At 62.8% G+C, this 19,250-nt stretch carries 19 protein-coding genes, 1 tRNA gene and 2 pseudogenes; 11 read left to right on the top strand and 11 right to left on the bottom strand.

Annotation, left to right across the window (positions count from 1 at the left end; genetic code table 11):
* Positions 1 to 198: 198 nt before the first annotated feature.
* The 3 genes from AB1555_18860 to AB1555_18870 are packed head-to-tail and all read right to left on the bottom strand — an operon-like array spanning position 199 to position 2,279.
* Positions 199 to 936: a hypothetical protein gene (locus AB1555_18860; protein ID MEW6248752.1), complete on the bottom strand. Its 738-nt coding sequence runs from the start codon at positions 934 to 936 to the stop codon at positions 199 to 201.
* Positions 937 to 986: 50 nt separating this feature from the next.
* Positions 987 to 1,907: a DUF72 domain-containing protein gene (locus AB1555_18865; GenBank protein ID MEW6248753.1), complete on the bottom strand. Its 921-nt coding sequence runs from the start codon at positions 1,905 to 1,907 to the stop codon at positions 987 to 989.
* A gap of 21 nt (positions 1,908 to 1,928) precedes the next feature.
* On the bottom strand, positions 1,929 to 2,279 hold the full coding sequence (locus AB1555_18870; protein ID MEW6248754.1) for a hypothetical protein: 351 nt from the start codon (positions 2,277 to 2,279) through the stop codon (positions 1,929 to 1,931).
* A gap of 79 nt (positions 2,280 to 2,358) precedes the next feature.
* Between AB1555_18870 and malQ the strand changes: the two genes are divergently transcribed.
* From malQ to AB1555_18885, 3 genes are read left to right on the top strand one after another with little or no spacing between them, the layout of a single operon-like run.
* Entirely contained in the window at positions 2,359 to 4,635 is a 2,277-nt protein-coding gene (malQ, locus tag AB1555_18875) for a 4-alpha-glucanotransferase (protein ID MEW6248755.1), read from the top strand.
* Positions 4,636 to 4,647: 12 nt separating this feature from the next.
* The gene (locus tag AB1555_18880) at positions 4,648 to 5,811 is read left to right on the top strand and encodes an ATP-binding protein (GenBank protein ID MEW6248756.1); all 1,164 of its coding nucleotides are present in this window, start codon (positions 4,648 to 4,650) and stop codon (positions 5,809 to 5,811) included.
* Positions 5,812 to 5,814: 3 nt separating this feature from the next.
* Positions 5,815 to 7,215: a sigma-54 dependent transcriptional regulator gene (locus tag AB1555_18885; GenBank protein ID MEW6248757.1), complete on the top strand. Its 1,401-nt coding sequence runs from the start codon at positions 5,815 to 5,817 to the stop codon at positions 7,213 to 7,215.
* 10 nt (positions 7,216 to 7,225) lie between these two features.
* On the opposite strand, the gene AB1555_18890 is transcribed toward AB1555_18885, so the two are convergent.
* From AB1555_18890 to AB1555_18900, 3 genes are all read right to left on the bottom strand, one after another.
* Positions 7,226 to 7,672 carry a hypothetical protein gene (locus tag AB1555_18890; GenBank protein ID MEW6248758.1) on the bottom strand — a complete coding sequence of 149 codons (447 nt, stop codon included), beginning with the start codon at positions 7,670 to 7,672 and terminating at the stop codon, positions 7,226 to 7,228.
* Between the two features lie 20 nt (positions 7,673 to 7,692).
* Positions 7,693 to 7,935 (bottom strand): Lrp/AsnC ligand binding domain-containing protein, encoded by a 243-nt coding sequence (locus AB1555_18895; protein MEW6248759.1) that lies wholly within the window; start codon positions 7,933 to 7,935, stop codon positions 7,693 to 7,695.
* A gap of 167 nt (positions 7,936 to 8,102) precedes the next feature.
* Positions 8,103 to 9,734, bottom strand: coding sequence for a hypothetical protein (locus AB1555_18900; protein ID MEW6248760.1), 1,632 nt, complete (start codon positions 9,732 to 9,734; stop codon positions 8,103 to 8,105).
* 234 nt (positions 9,735 to 9,968) lie between these two features.
* Between AB1555_18900 and AB1555_18905 the strand changes: the two are divergent.
* The 8 genes and pseudogenes from AB1555_18905 to AB1555_18940 all read left to right on the top strand — a co-directional run bounded on the left by AB1555_18905 (position 9,969) and on the right by AB1555_18940 (position 14,277).
* Positions 9,969 to 10,892, top strand: a pseudogene (locus tag AB1555_18905) (sigma 54-interacting transcriptional regulator).
* 90 nt (positions 10,893 to 10,982) lie between these two features.
* Positions 10,983 to 11,357: a helix-turn-helix domain-containing protein gene (locus AB1555_18910; protein ID MEW6248761.1), complete on the top strand. Its 375-nt coding sequence runs from the start codon at positions 10,983 to 10,985 to the stop codon at positions 11,355 to 11,357.
* Positions 11,358 to 11,766: 409 nt separating this feature from the next.
* Positions 11,767 to 12,196 (top strand): annotated as a pseudogene (gene iscU / locus AB1555_18915) (Fe-S cluster assembly scaffold IscU).
* A gap of 67 nt (positions 12,197 to 12,263) precedes the next feature.
* The gene (locus tag AB1555_18920; protein ID MEW6248762.1) at positions 12,264 to 12,611 is read left to right on the top strand and encodes a hypothetical protein; all 348 of its coding nucleotides are present in this window, start codon (positions 12,264 to 12,266) and stop codon (positions 12,609 to 12,611) included.
* 57 nt (positions 12,612 to 12,668) lie between these two features.
* Positions 12,669 to 13,016 carry a 4Fe-4S dicluster domain-containing protein gene (locus AB1555_18925; GenBank protein ID MEW6248763.1) on the top strand — a complete coding sequence of 116 codons (348 nt, stop codon included), beginning with the start codon at positions 12,669 to 12,671 and terminating at the stop codon, positions 13,014 to 13,016.
* Between the two features lie 132 nt (positions 13,017 to 13,148).
* Positions 13,149 to 13,460 carry a Rieske (2Fe-2S) protein gene (locus AB1555_18930; GenBank protein ID MEW6248764.1) on the top strand — a complete coding sequence of 104 codons (312 nt, stop codon included), beginning with the start codon at positions 13,149 to 13,151 and terminating at the stop codon, positions 13,458 to 13,460.
* Between the two features lie 211 nt (positions 13,461 to 13,671).
* Positions 13,672 to 13,992 (top strand): rhodanese-like domain-containing protein, encoded by a 321-nt coding sequence (locus AB1555_18935; protein ID MEW6248765.1) that lies wholly within the window; start codon positions 13,672 to 13,674, stop codon positions 13,990 to 13,992.
* Positions 13,993 to 14,052: 60 nt separating this feature from the next.
* Entirely contained in the window at positions 14,053 to 14,277 is a 225-nt protein-coding gene (locus AB1555_18940) for a hypothetical protein (protein MEW6248766.1), read from the top strand.
* A 296-nt stretch (positions 14,278 to 14,573) separates the two neighbouring features.
* Here AB1555_18940 and AB1555_18945 read toward each other — a convergent pair whose 3' ends face one another.
* The 5 genes from AB1555_18945 to AB1555_18965 form a co-directional block, all read right to left on the bottom strand.
* On the bottom strand, positions 14,574 to 15,881 hold the full coding sequence (locus tag AB1555_18945) for an IS1634 family transposase (GenBank protein ID MEW6248767.1): 1,308 nt from the start codon (positions 15,879 to 15,881) through the stop codon (positions 14,574 to 14,576).
* 246 nt (positions 15,882 to 16,127) lie between these two features.
* Positions 16,128 to 17,117, bottom strand: a complete 990-nt coding sequence (locus AB1555_18950) for a putative collagen-binding domain-containing protein (protein ID MEW6248768.1) — start codon at positions 17,115 to 17,117, stop codon at positions 16,128 to 16,130.
* Positions 17,118 to 17,133: 16 nt separating this feature from the next.
* Positions 17,134 to 18,027 carry a hypothetical protein gene (locus AB1555_18955; GenBank protein MEW6248769.1) on the bottom strand — a complete coding sequence of 298 codons (894 nt, stop codon included), beginning with the start codon at positions 18,025 to 18,027 and terminating at the stop codon, positions 17,134 to 17,136.
* A gap of 577 nt (positions 18,028 to 18,604) precedes the next feature.
* Positions 18,605 to 18,681, bottom strand: a tRNA-Arg gene (locus AB1555_18960).
* 117 nt (positions 18,682 to 18,798) lie between these two features.
* Positions 18,799 to 19,218: a hypothetical protein gene (locus AB1555_18965; protein MEW6248770.1), complete on the bottom strand. Its 420-nt coding sequence runs from the start codon at positions 19,216 to 19,218 to the stop codon at positions 18,799 to 18,801.
* Between the last annotated feature and the right edge of the window lie 32 nt (positions 19,219 to 19,250).

Consider the following 19,250-nt stretch of genomic DNA (forward strand, 5'->3'; position numbering starts at 1 on the left):
ACGGCGCCGGAATTTGTGGACTTGCGGCGGATCGAGGTGCAGAAGGAAATCGTCTCGCATCCGCCCGCGAACTTGACGGTCATCATGGGGCTCGAGCGGATCGGGATCAACATCCCGCCCCTCGGCGTCGAGAAGTAAAGCGGCTCGGCAAGCATAAGGCCGGCAGCCCCTGAAGCGACCGCTTCGGGGCGCCGGCCGTTACTTGACCACCCAGACGCGATAAGACTTCGCGTTGAGCGGCTTTCCAATCTTACGCACCCCGATCTCGCCCGGGTTCATGACGTCGTCGCCGGAATCCGTTTTCCGGGCCGGGTAGCGGTCGCTCCTGATCAACGTTCCCTGCTCGTCGTAGAAGTCGACCATAAGGTCGGCGTGTTCCCGAAGACCGCCGTCGTAGGCGGTGTTGAGCCAGTCCAGCCGCTTCAACGCTTTAAAGACCACGGAGATCGTGCCGTCCTTGTCTTCGCGCACGCTGAGCACGCGCAAGGCGCGATTCTGATCGACGGCCGTCTGCGTGTTTCCGGTACCACTGAGCTGGGCCTGGACCACGCTCCGGATCTCGTCCGGCTGCACGGTGCCGCGCACCTTGCAATATACCGTCCGGCCTTTTTCCGCCTGTTCGATCACCTGCACGTCATGGACGTAGCCCGATGCGATCGTCTGGACGATCTCCTTGAGCAAAGGCGAGTCCACGACCGCCGCCGTTTGTTCCCGGAATGAAGGCCAGGTGCTGATCGCGAGCCGAAGCGCTTCCCGGCAGGCGGTTGCTTTCGCCTCCGTCGGCGTTTCAGGGTCGTGGTAGGTGTAGCGATAATCGCCCACGATGTCGGTTCGATCGGATTGGGACCAAGCCTGCTGCGCGAACGAAAAGAACATGCCGCCCGTCAGGAGCAAGGCCAACGGACGGACGCCGAACGTCTGTCTCGGACACCTCATCGCCGCCTCCCTCCTTTCACAATGGATTGATGTCATGCTACCACGCGATTTCACGGGTCGGCAATCGACGTTCCCATGTCCTTCCTGAGAGCGTCGGCCAAGGCTCGAATAGTCAGGGGTGCGTTCCCTTCCGCCCGGTTGTTGGCCAGGACATAGGGGATGACGCCGTCCGCAAGGGCCTGGCGAATGAGGGCCAGGGTGTCCCGGCGCATCTGCGGTTGGACTTTGACGATACCGGTGTAAGGCGCGTACCGCTCGACCGCCTTGGCGTAGGCCAAGCCCAGCGGGGTCAGGAGCCGGAGCACCGTAAACCCGGCTGTAAACCTGCGGCTGAGCCGCCGATGCTGTTCGAGCAGGGGCGGCATGGCGGTCCAGTGGTTGTATACATGGGCGACCCCGTGAGCCTTCAGGAGATCGCGGTAGCCAGGGCCGAGGTGCGCCGAGTTGCGGACTTCCACCGCGTAACACGGGCCGGCCGGCAGCTTCGCGAAGAACCGGTCGAGCGCGGCGAGAAAATCGTTGGAATCCGGGCCGAATCGCTGGAACTCGAAGATGAAGGGACCGGCGTGGTCCCCGAGTCCCTCGCACGAGGGCCGAAGCACGAGGTCGTCGCACAGGGCGGCGTCGAGAAAACGGAGGTTCGGCTTGCCGGCGCGCCGCCCGTATCGCGGCAGATCGGCGAAGGCCGGGACGGTGATGTCCTCCCATACCTTCGAGCAGAAGTGGAAGTCCGTCGGAACTTGGGCGGCGTAGAAGGCGAGTTGGCTGATTGTCGGCGGGCGGTAGAACGTGTGATCCAGGCCGACGGTCCTGAATAACGGCGCGCCGTTGTATTCATAGGCCGCGTATTCGGCCAGACAATCCTTGGCAAAACGGTTCTTAGGATAGGACCGCGTGTACACCAGGCCCCGCCAGCCTTCATAGGCCCAGGAGCTGGTTCCAAACCGAACACGGTCGCGATCGCCGATCACGAGATTCCCAAGCGCCGCCTTTCAGATCAACAGGAGGCCGGCGATGGCCGCAAGCCCTCCTCCACAGGAAAGGGAAAACCCGATTGCGCCGGTGACGAACCACGGTGTGATGCGGGCCAGGTCGGCCCGGTCCAGTCGGGCATGGTGCTCCACCGGCGAGATCCACCAGCGAGGGGGCGGCGCCGACCGGGCTGCCAGGCCGCGGTATAGCAGGACGTGATACCACAGGCCCGCCGGCAGACCCATGACAAAGCCGACGCCCAACGTCCCGAGGCCGAGTTCGACCAGCAAGTGGGGCGTCAGCCAGACAGCCGCGAGCTCGAAGAGACCCACCGCCGTGAGCCCGCCGAGCACGAATAGGCTTTCGATCATGTGCCGGATTGTACCTGAAGAGTTTCCCCGGGAACAGCCCGCCTTGACTTGAACCGGGTCTTCACTCAGACTCACCGCTATGTCACCTTCCTCGGATCGGGAACTGCTGGATCGCCTGGCGGAACGCGCCGGGATCGCCTCGGAGTATTACGATATCAACGGGATGCGGCACGTGACACCGGAAGACACCAAGCGTGCCGTTCTCGCCGCGATGGGATTCCGCGTTCAATCAACCCACGATCTGATGGAGGAACTACAAAGATGGAATGAGTCGCCCTGGCGACGGTCCTGCGATCCGGTTGTGATCGCGTACGAAGGCGACGACTCGGCGCGGTGGTCGTTTCGTCTGGCGGTCGAGGAACGCGAGCAGCGGACCCTCCGCATTATTTGGCAGATCCGAGATGAAACCGGCCGTGTCCGTCATGAGCGGGAATCGGGGCCGGGTCTGGCGCCGCGAGAGGTGCATTACCTGGACGATCGGCGGTATATCCGGGTCGAAATGCCGCTTCCGCGCGATCTGCCGATGGGCTACTACGACGTGACCGCGCGGGCGCAAGGGATCGAATCCGGCTTGGAAGGGTCGTTTCTGCTCATCCTCGCCCCTCGCCATTGTTATATGCCCCCCGTCTTCGAGGAGGCGCGGCGCATCTGGGGGGTGTCGGTGCAGCTCTACGCGCTCCGATCGTCGAGAAACTGGGGGATCGGAGACTTCGGCGATCTCTTCGGGGTCGTCGAATGGGCGGCCAAGAACCTGGAAGCCGGCGCCATCGGTCTCAATCCGCTTCATGCGTTGAAAAATACCCGGCCGTTTCACATCAGCCCCTATTCTCCGAACAGCCGGCTTTATCTGAACGAGCTGTATCTCGACCTCGAACGCATTCCGGAGTTCGGCACGTCGGCGGAGGCCCTGAACCTGATGCGTGACGCCCGGTTTCGCTCGACGCTGGAAGACCTGAGAAAGCAAGATCTGGTGGACTACGACGCCGTCGCCGCCGTCAAGCGATCGGTGCTCGAACGACTCTTTGCGCAGTTTCTCCGGGACAACTTTTCCGAGGTCGGCGAGCGCATGGAACCGACAACGGAACGAGGCCGGGCCTTCACGCGGTATGTGCGGGAACAAGGCGAGGCGCTGGAGCGGTTCGCCGTGTATCAGGCGCTCGATGAGGAGATGAGCCGTCTGGATCCACCCGTGTGGATATGGCAGGAGTGGCCGGAGGGCTATCGGCATCCGGCCTCCGCCCAGGTCGGCGAGTTTGCCCGGCGGCGTCGAACGCGGGTCCGGTTTCATCAATATGTTCAGTGGGTGGCCGAACGGCAGTTGCAGGACGTAGTGGAGCAGGCCGAACGCCTGGGCATGCCGATCGGCCTGTATCACGATCTGGCCTTAGGCAGCGATCGGTCCGGCGCGGACGGGTGGGCGTTTCAGGACGTGCTGGCGTTAGCGGCCGATTGCGGCGCGCCCCCCGATCCGTTCGCGCCGGAGGGGCAGAATTGGGGCCTCGCGCCCGTGAACCCGGTGGCCCTGCGGGCTACCGGGTACCGCATGTTCATCGAGTTGCTCCGCAAGAATCTCCGGCACGGAGGCGCCATCCGTCTCGACCACGTGATGGCGCTGTTCCGCCTGTTCTGGATTCCGCGCGGCCTGCCCGCTTCGGCCGGCGCCTACGTGCATTACCCGGCCGAGGAGTTATTGGCCATCGTGGCGCTCGAAAGCGTCAGGGCCAAAACGGTGATGATCGGGGAGGATTTGGGCACGGTGCCCGATTGGATCCGGGAACGGCTGGCGCGGGCGAAGGTGCTGTCCTATCGCGTCTTCTATTTTGAGCGGACGAGGGACGGAGCATGGAAGCGGCCGGCCGACTACCCGGAACAGTCCATCGCGGTGGTTTCGACCCACGATCTCCCGACATTGGCCGGGTTCTGGGCCGGGGAAGATCTGGCCGTGCGGGCTTCGCTGGGCTTCTACGCCGACGAGCGCGCGAAGCGGGAGGCGTGGGAGGAGCGGCAGCGGGATAAAGCCGGAATCTTGACGGCCTTGCAGGCGGAAGGTCTCCTGCCGGACGGGATCACGACCGACCCGGCCACCGCCCCGGCCATGACGCCGGCGTTATGTCGGGCGATTCATGCGTACCTCGGGCGGACGTCGTCGTGGCTGGTGTTGGCTTCTCTGGAGGACGGGATCGGAGAAAAGGCCCAGGCCAATCTGCCGGGCACCGTCGAAGCGTATCCGAATTGGTCGCGCAAGCTTTCGCTCGATCTGGAAGAACTGCGCCGGGACAGCCGATTTTACGACCTGGCGGCGGCGCTGAGGGCGGCCCGTGGGGGATCGGCGCCCGGGCGGCCGGGCGCGGTGTGAAGCGAGGAAGCGATGGCGGGCAGCAAGCAGAAGAACCGTCTGGTGCTGAGCATCGCGGCGGCGCTGTTTCTCGGTATCGTGGTGATGGAGACCTTCATCCCCGCGAACGTCGTCGGGGCTTACGGGTTTGTGCTTCCGATCTTGCTGGTGGCGACGGTCAGAAACCGGAAACTGATGTATCTGACGGTCGCGCTCTGCATCATCGCGACGTACATCGGCCTGTTGCGACCCGCCAAGCCGGGCCGGTTCGTCTCGGCGGTCATCAACCGGACGGTCGTGGTGTGCGTCTTGGGGATCGTCGCCTATGTCAGCATGACCGGGGAGGAACGCAAGGCCAGGGAAGAAGCGGCGCGGGCCGCGTTGGCCCTCCAGACGGAGAATCTTCTTCGAGCCAACGCGCAGTTGGTCGACATCAAGGACAAGCTGAACCGCTCGGAACGCTTGGCGGCGGTCGGCCAGCTCGTCGCCTCCGTCGCGCACGAGGTCGGAACTCCCCTGCATTCCATCGCCTGGCACGTGCAGGCCCTCGCAGAAGAGCCTGGTGTCACGCCGGAGATGAAGAAGCGGATCGAGATCATCGACGAGCAAATCAACCGCGTCGTCCAGATCATTCAGGATCTCCTTTCGTCGACGCGGCAACGGAAACCTGAACCGGCCTGGCTGCCGGTCGAACGTTTGGTCCGACCGGTCGCCGCGCTGATGGAACCGGCGTTTCATGCGAAAGGTGTGGCCTTGAGGGTCGAACTGGGGCCGGATCCGCCGCAAGTATGGGCTGATGCGGACAAACTGCAGCAAGTGCTGGTCAACCTGCTCACCAACGCGTTGACTGCAACCCCGTCGGGCGGCGAAGTTCGGGTGACGGTGGGAATCCGGCCGGCCTCAACCGACGAGGCGGACGCGGGCGCGCGGGCCGGACGTCCGCCGGTGGAGAGAATGGTCACGGTCACGGTGAGCGATACCGGTTGCGGGATGCCCAAAGAGCATCTCCAGCGGGCGTTCGAGCCGTTCTTCACCACCAAGGCCCTCGGCAGAGGAACGGGCTTGGGGCTATTTCTCAGCCGCGAGGCAGTGGCCGCCCACGGGGGCTGTCTCACGATCGACAGCGAAGAAGGGAAGGGGACGACGGTGGTGATCGCGCTGCCGGGGCTGCAGGAACGCCCGGTGGAAGTCGTCTAGCTTATGCAATCAGCGGCGAAAATTCTGGTGATCGACGACGACGCGGTGGCGCGCGATCTGCTGGCCGAAGCCCTCAAGAAGGAGGGCTATGAGGTCGAAGCCTTCGCCGGCGGCGCGGAGGCGATCGAGCGGGGACGAAAGGCGCCTGTCGATCTCGTGTTGACCGACATCCGCATGGGCGCGGTGGACGGTCTGACCGTGCTGCGGGAGTTCAAGAAATTCAGCCCGGACACGCCGATCGTGTTGCTGACCGCGTTCGGATCGCTCGAAGGCGCGATCGAAGCGATGAAGCAGGGCGCGTACGACTATTTGGCCAAGCCGTTCAAGAAAGAAGAAATCAAGCTGGTGGTCCAACGCAGTCTCGAACATTGTCGGCTCGTCCGCGAAAACGCCCGCTATCGCGCCGAGCTGCGGGACCGGGAAGAGTGGTCGCAGATGGTCGGCAGCAGCCCGGCGATGCTGGAAGTGTACAAGCTGGTCGCGCGGGTGTCCGAAGGGCGCAGCACGGTCCTGCTGGAAGGCGAAAGCGGGACGGGCAAGGAGCTGATCGCCAAAGCGATCCATACGAACAGCCCGCGACGCGACAAACCCTTCGTGCCGGTGAACTGCGCCGCGTTGCCCGATGCGTTGTTGGAGTCCGAGATGTTCGGCCACGAGAAAGGCGCATTCACCGGCGCGACCGCCGCCAAGACGGGCTTGTTCGAGACCGCGAACGGCGGGACGCTGTTTCTGGATGAAATCGGCGATCTGGGCGCGGCCCTGCAGGTCAAGCTCCTGCGGGTGATGCAGGATCAGGAGGTCCGCCGGGTCGGCGGCACCAGTTCGGTCAAAGTCGATGTCCGTATCATCGCCGCGACCAACCGCGATCTGGCGAGCTTGGTCAGGGAAGGCAAGTTCCGGGACGATCTCTACTACCGCCTGAACGTCGTTCGCATCGTGCTGCCTTCGCTGGCCGAGCGGCGCGAAGATATCCCGCTGTTGGCCTATCACTTTCTGCGCAAGTACACGGGCGGCGCCTCGCATCCGGTCAAGGGATTTCTGCCGGAGACGATGGCGCTGTTGCAGCGCTATCGCTGGCCGGGGAACGTGCGGGAACTGGAAAATGCCATCGAACGGGCCGTGTCGCTCAGCCACGGCCCGTTCGTCATGCCGGACGATCTGCCTGAAGCCATCCGCCACGCCGGCTCCGTTCAGGAAGAGAAGCCGGCTTCCAAAGACGCGCGCCCGGAAGAGGCGCTGTTGACCCTGGACGAAGTCGAGAAACGGCACTTGATTCGAGTGCTGAAAGAGACGAAGGGCAACAAAGTCCGCGCGGCGAAGATTCTTGGAATCGACCGGCGGACGCTCTATCGGATGGCGGAACGGTTTGGAATCGACCTGGGAGAAGAACCGGAAAACGGCTAGCGGAATTCGGCTACAACACGCGCAGGGCGTTCTTGATCACGCGCAGTTGGTTCGCGGCGCTTTGCGGCAATGGGGTGGGGGACGCCTCCCACGCCGTGAACATGCCGTCCTTTCCTTCATAGGACACATGAATCGTCAGGTGCGTGGTTGCCTCCGATGTCGGGGTGACGGTGGCCACCACCCGACTTCTGCCCACGCCGAAGCGCCAGCGCAGCATCCAGTCCCAGGGGCTCCGGGTCTCGCGCCGGTAGCCGGTCATCAGGCGGCCCGCGTCTTCTTCTCTCACGTCATAGCCGTCCGCCGCCAGCACGTCGATCACGGCTTCCCTCACCTGGTCGGCCGGGATCGGCAGGGTCGCGTCGATCGCGTCTGCCTCGTGCCGTGGCTGTGTTCCGGCGCACGCGCACAACAGGCCCGCGGCGATCACGAGGAGCGGGGTGGTTCGTAAGCGGCGCATGGTCGGCCGGATCCTGTGCGTTATTTCCCGAGCCGGTACACCAGATGCGTATCCGTCTGCGCCACGCCTTCGATGGCGTGAATTTTTGTGAGGACGAGTTGCGTCAGCGCGTCCTGGTCCGGGACCTCCACGATCGCAAAAATATCGGGCTTGCCCCAGCAGGGATCGATCGTCTTGATCTCTTTGATTTCCGACAAGGCCCGGACCACGTCGCTGGTTTGGCCGGGCAACACGTTGATCAACACGTAGGCGCGGTCGGGCATCGTTCACACTCCGTTGGTTGCCGCTCTGCTGCAAGGAACGCACGACGCGTGGCAAAGAACGGCAGGAAACGTAGCGGATACGCCGTGAGGAAGTCAATATCGCCGATGAGGCGCCGCGAGCGCGTCGGGGCTCCGGTCGCGAGCGTTTCCGTCCCGGAAGCGCATGTCTACTTGGGAGCGACCAGCAGTTCGACCGTGTAGCGGTCGCTGACGCTGGTGAGATCCATTTCCAGCCCGCGCGGATTGCCGATCCGTCCCTCCGGATCGTACACGAAGCAAAAGAGCGTCCTGCAGGTTTCGCGGGCCGCGTAGCGTTCGGCGTCCGCCTGCAACTGCTCGGCGATTTCCCGCGCGCCGACGCCCGGCCGCGTTTTTTTGACGACGATCGCGATGCCCTCCCGGTGCAAAAAAAACGTCGTCCGGCTGGCACAATCCGTATAGGCAGGCATCCATTCTTCCGAGCTGACCTCGTCGAATTCCAGACGCAACAAGGCGTAGAACAGGTCCTGCACGTCGTATTCGTCTTCCACGTCCAGGGTCGCGCGGTATTCGCGGCGGAGCCGAAGTTGCCGGACGACCATGTGAAAGCGCGTGCAGATCTTCCGGACGAGATCCAGCGGATCCGGCTCGCCGGCGGCACCTGAGGGTGTCGGCGTGGGTGCGTCCGTTCGCGCGGCGCTCCGTGTGGGCTGACCGGCCTGTCGGGTGAGATGTTCGACCATGGGCGCGGGCGCGGGTTTGGAGGTCACCCGGGGGCGAGGTCTGTGACCGGCTGCGGGAGCCGGTTCTGGTCCGCCCGGCTGCGGGATCCCGGAAGGTGCGTTCGACGGGGGAGCGGCTTCGGTTGCATCAGCCGGCGGAGGCATGGTGCTGACGGGGGTCGGTGGCACGGCGGCAGCCGGGGGTGGCGACTCCAAAACCGGTGGAGCAGCCGGCGTGGCATGCATCCGCGCGGGATGGGGCTTGGGAGCCGCCGGTTGGACAGGCGACGGAGAGGCGGGGATCGGTGCCGGCGGCGAAGAGACCGGCGGAGTCGCCTGGTCGGGTCGCGGAGACGCATAAGGCGGAGTCTCGGTCCTCTGAGCCGGGGAGGGGGCGGACTGAGCCGGACTGACCGATGGGGAAGGCGCTGCCGTCTGTGTTGTAGGAGGTGGCGGCGGCATAGCCGAACTCGGCGCGAATGCGACGGAAGCGGATTGAACCGGCGGCGAGTTCGGGGGAGCCGCAGCCACGGCCGGTTGCGGGGGAGCCGTCGGCTGAGCAGATGGAGCGGTCGGAGTCGAAGTCGCGGACGCGGGGGGGGCGGCGGCGACGTTCGTTGCCAGTGAAATCGACATCGTGACCGGTGGAGGGGCAACCGGCGGCACCAACGGCGCGACGGTAACCTGCGCGGGCGGGACCAGCGTCAGATGGGGAGCGCTTTGCGGCGTCCCGGCTTGCGGCGGGCTCGCGGTCGGCTCCCCAGGGCTCAATCCCAGCAAGTCAAGCTTCTTGCTCTCCAGTTTGGAGATCAGCCCGTTCAGCATGGAAAGCGTCTCGGTGATCTCCGTCGGCGTGTTCGTACGGAGTTTGTAGTGCTGGTGCGCTTGGAACTCGGGGGACTTGTCGCCGAAGATGCGGCGGATGCTTTCGCGAATTTGCAGCTCCGCCCGCGCGCGGAACGCGTCGCGATAGGGGAATCCTTCGCTCTTCAGGTCTTCGACCTTGGCGACCTGCTTGCGGAGCATGTCGATGCCCTGATTGATCTCCTCGATTGCGAGGGCGGTCTTCGACCGGCCGCTGGACTTCGCTCGTGCCATCTCGGTGTCCTCGTAGCGGTGAGTCTAGCGTAGGGTCGAGAGGCAGGCAAGGAAACGAGGGATTCCCGGCAGACAAGACAGACTTGCTCTGCGAGATGAAGTGAGTCTCATCGGAAGCCGCACAGCGAAAGCGGTCGGCGACCGAGAGCCCGTTCGGAATCTTGAGCCTTGACGATCTATTGATGCGGGAGATTAGAATGGTGCTCACTGACGAACCGTCGGGTGGGCAAACGCGTGACCGAAGTCGCTCGAAAGAAGCGCTGCGAAGAGGCCGTCATCCTCGACTGCATCGGCGACGGAGTGGTGACGATCGGGCTCGATATGCGAGTCCGGTATATGAATCGCGCGATGCGCGAACTGCTCGGTTATGACGAGGGTGATCTGCTGGAGATGCCGTTCAGGTGCCATCTGTTGGTACAAAGCCCGATCTGTTCCACGCACGACTGTATTCTTGAGCGGGCCATCCGCAATCGGGAGAAGGTCACCAACTACGACACGATCATCCAGAACAAAGACGGCCGGCGGATTCCGGTCAAGTTAAATACGGACCTGCTCTGGGATGATGAAGGAAACCTGATCGGGGTCGTGGAAGTGTATCGGGACATCACCCAGATTAAGGAGTTGGAGGACAAGCTTGAGCAGGAATCCGCTCAAGGCGCGCAGGGGCGTCTTGTCGTCAAGAGCAAGGCCTTGCAGTCGATCGTCAATCTCCTTCCGCAAGTCGCGGCTTCAAAAGCCACCGTGCTGTTGGAAGGCGAGAGCGGGACGGGCAAGGAGTTGATCGCCCGGGAAATTCACCGGTTGAGTCGAAGACGCGACAAGCCTTTCGTCGCCGTGAACTGCGCGGCGCTCGCTGAAGGGATTCTGGAGAGCGAGCTGTTCGGTCATGTCAAAGGCGCTTTTACGGGCGCGGTGTCGGATCGGGCCGGACGGTTCGAGATGGCCCATGGAGGGACGATCTTTCTCGACGAGATCGCCGAAATGAGCCCGATGACATAGGCCAAGCTGCTGCGTGTGCTGCAGGAGGAAGAGTTTCAGCGGGTCGGCGGCAACAAGACGGTCAAGGTCGATGTGCGGGTCATCGCGGCGACTAACAAGGACCTGGATGCGCTGGTCAAGGAAGGACGATTCCGCGACGATCTCTACTATCGACTTCGGGTCTTCCCCCTGAAGATTCCTCCGCTGCGGGAGCGGCGGGATGATATCCTGCCGCTGATCGAGTACTGCCTTTCGCGCCTGAACCGGACCATGGAGAAGAGCGTCCGGGACATCGACGGGCCGGCTCTGCATTTGCTGGAGGCCTATGCGTACCCTGGAAATGTGCGGGAGCTTGAAAACATTCTAGAGCATGCCTATATCCGCTGCCCCGGGCACACCATCCGCCTGGAGCACCTGCCGGAGTACGTGACGTCCGGCAAGAGTCCGCACGCCGCAAACGGGCCCGAGCCGCAGGCGACCGCGGAGCCGAAGCTTCTTGCTCTGGAGCGCCAAGCCATCCAGGAGACATTGGCCAAGACAGGCTGGAACTATCTGGAGACCTGCCGTATTCTCGGTATCAGCCGATCGACATTGCTTCGGAGGATCAAAGAATTCGGCCTGACAACCAAGAAAAGGTCGAAGTGACACCATTAAGCTCAAATTGATACTGAGCAGCATCAATTTGAGACTCCAATTTCTGCCTTCCTTTCCTCACTCGCCGTAAGCCTTCGATTTGTAAGCCACTTCGTTAGTTGAATCCCTGGGTGCGCTCTTTGCTCTTTTTCGGCGAGCACTTCGGCCAAGACGTGTGACCGCTCGGGCGATATGAGAGAGGGGCTCATGGATATGCTGTGGCTGGTTCTGTATGGAGTCGTCGTGGTCGGAATAGGTCTGCTTTTTCGCTCTCTCGGTGGTGGCTGCAGTTGAGGAGTGTCCATCGGGCGGAGAGAGTGGAGATTCCGGCAAAAGCAGGCGGCGTGACCCATTGGCTGAGAAGTGAGAACCGTCGGGTTGGATAGGTGACAGTCCGGCGAGCGGAAAGGAGGAAACCGGCATGGCCTACAGCGAAAAGGTGGTCGATCATTTTTCAATAATCCCCGCAACATGGGCTCCTTTGCCAAGGATGACCTTGCGGTCGGGACCGGCATCGTCGGCGCGCCCGAGCGCGGCGATGTGATGAAACTCCAGATCAAGGTCAAGAACGACACGATCATCGACGCGAAATTCAAGACCTTCGGCTGCGGGTCCGCAATCGCCAGTTCCAGCTTGGCTACCGAATGGTTGAAGGGCAAAACGCTCGACGAGGCGGCCAAGATTAAAAACACCGACATCGTGCAGGAATTGAACCTGCCCCGGTCAAGATCCACTGTTCGGTGCTGGCCGAAGACGCGATCAAAGCGGCACTGGCCGACTTCAAACGAAAAACCGCGCCCGCTGTGATGGATGAAGGGCTGTCACCGGCCGACCATCGCACGAAAGCGTGAGCTCGGCATGAGGTAGTCTTTCTCAACCTATCGGCTTCTATCAACCATACGGACAGAAGGAGCACCGATGAATTGTCCACGATGTCAAGGTCTCATGGTGCGGGATGACTTTCTGGATCTGCAAGACGAGACAGGTCAATACGGGTTCGTCGCCTGGCGCTGTCTGATCTGCGGGGAAGTGCTGGACCCGGTCATTCTGAAGCATCGGAACGCCCCGTCCGAGCCGATTACCGGTCGTGCGCGCGTTCCCATGAAGGTTCAACTGGTCGCGTCTGATCGCTGCAAGCCCAGGGGCTTCGACCCCTATCGTGAGCTTGGGGAGGACCCGGACCGGATCATGCTCTCCGGGGTGCCGGCCGGATTCATTGATCGGGAAAACACTCTTGGTACGGATCTTGGCGATGTCGATATGTAAGCGTCCGACACAAGCGAGCGTATTCACTATCCACAATTCATGAGGAGATAGCGCGCCATGGCATTGCTCATCACCGACGAATGCATCTCGTGCGGGGCGTGTCTGCCGGAATGCCCGAATGAAGCGATTTTTGAAACGCGCAGTGACGCGGAAGCCAAAGGGTATCACGTGGGCGAAGGCCAGGGAGTCGGCGACAGCATTTACGTCATCACCCACGAGCGTTGTACCGAATGCGTAGGGCACTTCGACGAACCTCAGTGCGCGGCGGTCTGCCCCGTGGATAACTGCTGCATTCCCGACCCCGCGTATCCGGAATCCAAGGAGGCGCTTTTGGAAAAGGCCAGACGGCTCAATCCCGATAAAGAGATCCACGCCGACAAAGCCTGGAGCGGGGTCCGCGGGTGATCGATGAACCGGGTACCGTAGCGCCCGCGTTCGACGCGACACGGTTATGGAGGCGTCCCGAGGCGCCATCAACCTGGCCCTGAAATTGGCTCATTTGCGCAGCTCAACAGAAAAAAGAAAAAGGAGCAGTCGATGGCCGAATACATCCGGGTCATCGGAACAGATGACGTTCCCCCCGGCACGGGTCAAGTTGTCGAGATTGATGGCCGCTCGCTCGCGATCTTCAATGTCGACGGAACCTTTTACGCGACTGACAACACCTGCGCCCATCGGGGAGGCCCGCTCGGCGAGGGGGAGCTCGAAGGGGAGGTCGTCACCTGTCCATGGCACGGGTGGGAATACAATGTGAAAACCGGGATCTCGCTCACCACTCCTTCGGCGTCGGTAAAAACATACCCGGTGAAGGTCGAAAGCGGCGAGGTGAAGATTCTCCTCCAGCCGTAGGCGAAAGGGCCACTTGTCCAGGAGGACATGAAGGGGAGCGGACATACAGCCGTCACCCCTTGACGATCGGCTGAAAGGGGCGCGCATTTCTGAAGTCATAGAAAAAGCAGCAGGCGATTACCATGGGCAACTTCCGTCGCAAGCGTCGCGGCCGAGGTCGCAGACCGCCAAAGCATGTGGCTCGCAAGAGCCGTTGGAAAGGAGTGCATGGATGCCATATGCGATCACCGCGCACGAGTTGAAAGAACGACTAGAGAGAGGAGAGAACATTTTTCTGCTCGATGTCCGGGAACCCTGGGAATATTGCCTCGCGAGGATCGAGGGGGCGGAGCTGATTCCGTTGGGAACGCTTCCACACTCGTTGGAGAAGCTGGACCGCTACGCGGAGATCGTCGTCTATTGCCATCACGGCATGCGGAGCACCGATGCCGTGGACTTCCTGCTCCAGCAGGGCTTCAAGACAGCGAAAAACCTGATCGGCGGCATCGACGCCTGGTCGAGTCAGGTGGATCCATCGGTGCCGCGGTATTGAGAAGCGGCTGTCGAGTCGGTGACGGCTGTGTCACCAAGATGCGGTTCGGAGTCTTTTCGGATGCTGGGCGCAAGACGAACCGGCGGTCTGGTTGTGCTGGCGTTGCTTGCAAGCGGCTTCGCGCCGTGGGGTTTCGGGTTGCTGGTCGGTGCCGCGGCCGAGCCTTCCCCGAACGACGCAACGCCGCACATCCGGCCGTTGCCCGACGGCCTGACGGCGGATCTGTTCCTCCGCTCTTTTGAGAAGGTGTTAGCCCAACTTACGCAGTTCGCGAGGCCAGAGTGAGGGATTTCAACGGGTTGCACAAAAAGTCGCCACTACAATGGGTGAGCGCCGGCGAGCGTCGAACTCAGGCGGAGTCGTTGGGGGATATCTACTCCCAGGCGATCTAAGAGCATGGCCTGGGCCCGATCCGCCCGTTGATGCCGGATGGGGCGCAGGGCCAAGTCGCTCTTCTGAATGCGGAAGGCGGCCTCCGCGTCGGTAAGTTGGACGTAGGTGTGCCAGAGTTCTTCCGGGCTTCAGTCCTGAATGTTGGTGCGCAGCACGTCGCAGCCCTCGCTCCAGCGAGCCCGGTCGTCTCACTTGGGCCGCGCCGTCCAGGTCACCCGGATGCCCGCCGCGGTGGCCGGGGCTTCCACCACCTCGATCACGTACCGTCCGGCGGCGCGGGGATTCTGCGCCAGGAGCCGGCCAATCTGCCGCTCGATGCGCCCCCGCTCCACCGGCCGGCGCGCGCGGCTGAGCCGGCGGGCCAGCCGCGTGACCCCGGCCTCGATCCGCTGCCCAACGCGTGTGTGCATGGCCCGCTCCTTCTCCCGCCGCTCGACGGACCCGACCAGCAGGAACGTCTCGGCGCCCTCGGGCCCGACGCACGTCTTCGCCTCCACTCCTTCCCGCACGGTGGTCCAGTCGCGGGCTTCCGTCAGGGTCTGCGCCCACTTCCGCACCTCGCTCTTCGGCGTGCCAAGCAGATAGCGGCGCCCGCTGGCCCGCAGCCATGCAAGATTCTCTTCACTGGTCATGCACCGATCCATCACCCAGATCCGCTGCGCAAGCTCATAGCGGGCTTCCATCGTCCCCACGATCTCTTCGACCGTGGTCACGTCGGTCCGGTTGCCGGCGAACACCTTATAGCCCAGGGGGAGCCCCTCCCGCGTGACTGCCAAGGCGATGCACACGTGCTTGCAGTCCGGTCGATGATCCCGACTATAGCCCCGCTGCGCGAGGGCGTTGCTGGCCGCCTGCCCTTCGAAGTAGGTGCTCGTCACGTCATAGAGCCGCAGGCCATAGTCCAGCGCGAACAGTTCCCGGAGTCGGGACACCAGGTGGGGCTCCAGCGCGCGCTTGTGGGGGAGCAGCCGATCCAGCGCGCGATACAAGCGATCCTCGTTGACCAGGTCAGCGGGGACCCCAAACAGGTCCTCCAGCGCGGTCTGCCGGTACCAGGTCTCGGCAATGTGCAACTCACTCGCCGGTTCACACAGTCGCGCCAGGACCAAGATGGCGGCCATGGTCGCCCACGGCACCGCCTCGCGGCCCGCCGGCAGCAGCGTCGCCAACGCGGCGTCCAACCGCAAGGCGCGCCACAGCATCCAGCCCAGCCGCACATCGCCGAAGCGGCAGCTGCGCTCCAGCCGCACCTGATCCAGCCGGACCGGGACGACCGGATCCGCGGCCGTCTCAGGCATGAACATGTCCGGTTGCGCCACACGCCCGACGAGTGTCTGAGCCAGCGCCTTCGCGCGGGCCCGACCCTGGGCGTCCAATTCGCCCAACTGCGCCACCGTCTGCTGGACGACTCGGCGGCCGATCCGCACCGAGCGGACCAGTTGCCAGTACGTATGGACCTTGCCATTTTTGCGGCGTGTCGTGTGACGCAGATACATCGCGCGCCCTTATGCGCCACGGGTCCCGTCCGCGTCAATGGGGTAGGTCGCCACTACATCGCAGTTTCACGTAGGTGGTCATTGGTGTGTCGCGGGGTCGCGCGAATGCAGAGGGCGAAACAAGATTCCGAGGTGACCGAACTGCGGAAGTTGGGCTAACGTAGAGGGGGAAACCTGGCAAGGAATCAAGGGATTCTGTGTCGGGGCCTTGTGAGGATCGGAATGTGTGAAGGAAGCGGGCGTCTCCTATTGGTGAAGGTAGAGCACCGCGTCCCCGTCGAACGGCGGAGTGAAGAGGCGCACGAGCCCGCCCGCGACCGGGCTTCCGGATTGCGCCTGTCCCAATCTGGGGTCAAACCACTCGACGATGAGCGAGCCGGCCACGGCGGTGAGGTCGACCGTAAAGGCGCCGCTACCCGGCTGATAGACCAGGAACTCCGCGCCGGACGTTCCGTTACGGGCAAGGCAATGGCCAGTCTCGCATAACGACGGCTGCGGGCTCATGGCGGCCAGGTTCGTTCTGTTGGCGTACGTGAGCGCGTACCCCATCTGTTTGCGGATATCGACGAACACCGGGTCATTAGGAGTGAACCCGTTGGCGCCGAACCCGATCGCCGCGCCGTCGTAGACATCCATGAAAATCGGATTGATGCCTCTCGTGAAGCTCTTCCAGACCCAGGCGCGATCGCCGCAGACCCCGCAGAGATGATCGGTGTCGCTCAGGATGACCTTGTTTGCGATTGCCGCCGGAGGATTGTCCAGATAGTCGTTAGTAGAATTGTTCGGCGAGATCCAGTCAGCAGGACTGTTGAAAAGATCGGAGTCAGCGCCATTCGGCCACTCGGCGGTCATGCCGACCGGATGTTGCTTCGGCTTGTTGGTGGCTTCGTAGCTCTTGAGGTGGTTGATCATTGCGTACTGCCAATCCTGTGAGTTCTCGTGGCTTTCGTTGCTGATCTCGTACAGCACGTTATCGAGATCATTGACGGTATCAACGACCTTTTTGACATATTCCTCCTGCAGGGCCGTGATTGCGGGAATGCTCAAGGAATGGATTTCCGATCCGCTTTGATCGCCATTCGGGTCGCCGTTGATCCCATTCACATTGTTGGCCGGATTGTAGGGATGTCCGTTCCACGGATTATCCAAAGCAAAACTTCCCTTCGGATGATCGACGCTCCAACCGTTGAACAAAACGATGGCCACATAGATACCACGGGTGCCCGCCTCGATCACCCGCAGGCGCAATCGATCAAAATAAGCTTGGTCGAACTGTTCCACATCGAACTTGATGTTTGCCGTCCAGCGCCGGATCGGGGCCGACGCGCCGATAGATGTTGGGCTGAACGAAGGAGTCGCCGGCAATTTCATTTGTGAAGTTCGCCTGTTCCCACGCCCCGAGACGGATGAAATTGTGGTTATGCTGCCGCAACCAATCCAGGTAGGCGGTGTAATTGAAGGCGGGCGGAGGGTCGATTGTCCCGTTGTCCTGCAGATTCCCCCACGTATGGGAGCCGGTCAGGTAGATCGCCTTGCCGGTTCCGTCAGTAAAGTAGCGGGGGTTGGAGTTAAGGATGCGAAGCGGACCGGATATCGGCGACGGCAGCGTGGCCACCTGCACAGTCGCGCTGACATTTCCATTAAGTGGAGCAGTCAGAACGGCGTTGCCTGATGAGAATGCGGTCACGAGGACGGTGGCCTGCGTCTGACCCGCGAGCACGGTTGCCGAAATGGGAGTCTGTACGAGCGTCGGCTGGTCGTTCATCAGCGGCACGACGGTGTCCCTTGGTTGGACCGCGCTGATCGTCAGCATGAGCTGGCCGGTCGCACCCTGCTGCAGCGGCAGTGGATTCGGCGCGAGCGAGAGGACCTGCGGCGGTGGGGGAGGTGAAGGGGGCGGCGGCAGGGGCTGGACTTCCACAGTCGCGCCGGCGCTCGAAGCGTTGAGTGAGGCCGTCAGGAAAGAGGTGCCGGCGGCGAGGCCGGTCACGTTAAACAGGGCCTGAGTCTGATTGGCCGGCACCATCACCGAGGTCGGGGCCCGGACCAGTGTGGACCGATCGTTGATGAGCGGCACTTCGGTGGAAGTAGGTTGCAGGGCGTTGATCGTAAGTGTGAACGTGCCGGTCGCTCCTTGCTGGACCACAAGCGACGCGGGCAGGAGCGACACCACTTGCGCTGGAGGAGAGGATGGCGGTGGCTGTTGCGGTTGCCCCGCCTGCTGCCGCGAGCTGTCTCCGCCCCCTGGTGAACAGGTGGCAGCCAAGAGGATAACGCAGAGAACCGGTCTCACAGCCTTGAGATCCAGCAATTCGCCTCTCAGGGATCCCTAGGGGGAGTTCTTCCGCCCCCAACCGATCTGACAAACCGATGAAAGACGGGTGGCACGGCTGACCATAAATCAGACCTCGATCACGGTGCTTGTGTCGCCTACTTAGAGTCGCCAGGAACAGTCATGTAGCTTCCCGTCGAGCGAGCTGGGGTCCGCAGGCGAGCAGGGAGCCCAGGGGTTTATCCGCCCGCAGCAGAGCGGGCGGTCCGAGCAAGGATTGAAACGCAGCCCAGGAGAGTCGAGGTGTTTATCCGGTCGCCAAGAACAATCGCATGGCTCCCGGTCGAGCAAGCTTGGTTTCGAGCGGAGCCAAGAAACCTGCGAGGCGTTTATCCGCCCGCAACCGATTCGATAAGCCGATGAAGAGCGGGCGGTCCGAGCAAGCTTGGTTTGGTGCCCCCGACACGAATCGAACGTGCGACCCGCGGTTTAGGAAACCGCTGCTCTATCCTACTGAGCTACGGGGGCGTGGTCGTTACGATACTGAAAGGGCGGGACGAAGTCCAGTGAGCGAAAGGCTATCAGAGCTCGAGGACAACGGGCAGGCGGCCCCGCCCGCCCGTTCCCAGGTCGAAGAGATGAGCGTTACCGGGCCAGATTGATGGCCTGACGGTTGGCCTCGTCGCGTTTGCAGCTCTCCTCGGCGATCATCCGCTGGCCTGGACTGGCGTCTTTGGGAATACGATCGAGGCAGGCCTGGAGGGTGTCGCCCGGCGTGCCGGACGCCGCCCGCGCCGATGTGGTGGTCGCGATCCCGCCGCGATTGATGGCTTCCGCCTTGCAGCTCTCCTCGGCGACCATTCGCTGGCCCGGGCTGGCGTCCTTGGGAATCCGACTCAGGCAGGCCTGCAGCATGTCACCCGTGACGGCCGGAGCGCTGGCTCGGCTGACGGTCCCGCCGACTCCGCCGGACCCGGGCATGCCGCCGCCGTCTGTCGCGCAGGATGCCAAGAATAAGGTGGATGATGCCAGGAAGATCATGTTCATGGCTTGCATCGCTTTCATATCGATGGCCCTCCTTTGGGAGATGGATGCGT

This window comes from Nitrospirota bacterium (assembly GCA_040755395.1).
Lineage (GTDB): Bacteria > Nitrospirota > Nitrospiria > Nitrospirales > Nitrospiraceae > DATLZU01.

Coding starts and splice junctions, on each gene's coding strand:
- AB1555_18860 (MEW6248752.1), bottom strand. CDS start 936: ATGAGGTGTCCGAGACAGACGTTCGGCGTCCGTCCGTTGGCCTTGCTC.
- AB1555_18870 (MEW6248754.1), bottom strand. CDS start 2,279: ATGATCGAAAGCCTATTCGTGCTCGGCGGGCTCACGGCGGTGGGTCTC.
- malQ (MEW6248755.1), top strand. CDS start 2,359: ATGTCACCTTCCTCGGATCGGGAACTGCTGGATCGCCTGGCGGAACGC.
- AB1555_18880 (MEW6248756.1), top strand. CDS start 4,648: ATGGCGGGCAGCAAGCAGAAGAACCGTCTGGTGCTGAGCATCGCGGCG.
- AB1555_18885 (MEW6248757.1), top strand. CDS start 5,815: ATGCAATCAGCGGCGAAAATTCTGGTGATCGACGACGACGCGGTGGCG.
- AB1555_18890 (MEW6248758.1), bottom strand. CDS start 7,672: ATGCGCCGCTTACGAACCACCCCGCTCCTCGTGATCGCCGCGGGCCTG.
- AB1555_18895 (MEW6248759.1), bottom strand. CDS start 7,935: ATGCCCGACCGCGCCTACGTGTTGATCAACGTGTTGCCCGGCCAAACC.
- AB1555_18900 (MEW6248760.1), bottom strand. CDS start 9,734: ATGGCACGAGCGAAGTCCAGCGGCCGGTCGAAGACCGCCCTCGCAATC.
- AB1555_18910 (MEW6248761.1), top strand. CDS start 10,983: ATGGAGAAGAGCGTCCGGGACATCGACGGGCCGGCTCTGCATTTGCTG.
- AB1555_18920 (MEW6248762.1), top strand. CDS start 12,264: ATGAATTGTCCACGATGTCAAGGTCTCATGGTGCGGGATGACTTTCTG.
- AB1555_18925 (MEW6248763.1), top strand. CDS start 12,669: ATGGCATTGCTCATCACCGACGAATGCATCTCGTGCGGGGCGTGTCTG.
- AB1555_18930 (MEW6248764.1), top strand. CDS start 13,149: ATGGCCGAATACATCCGGGTCATCGGAACAGATGACGTTCCCCCCGGC.
- AB1555_18935 (MEW6248765.1), top strand. CDS start 13,672: ATGCCATATGCGATCACCGCGCACGAGTTGAAAGAACGACTAGAGAGA.
- AB1555_18940 (MEW6248766.1), top strand. CDS start 14,053: ATGCTGGGCGCAAGACGAACCGGCGGTCTGGTTGTGCTGGCGTTGCTT.
- AB1555_18945 (MEW6248767.1), bottom strand. CDS start 15,881: ATGTATCTGCGTCACACGACACGCCGCAAAAATGGCAAGGTCCATACG.
- AB1555_18965 (MEW6248770.1), bottom strand. CDS start 19,218: ATGAAAGCGATGCAAGCCATGAACATGATCTTCCTGGCATCATCCACC.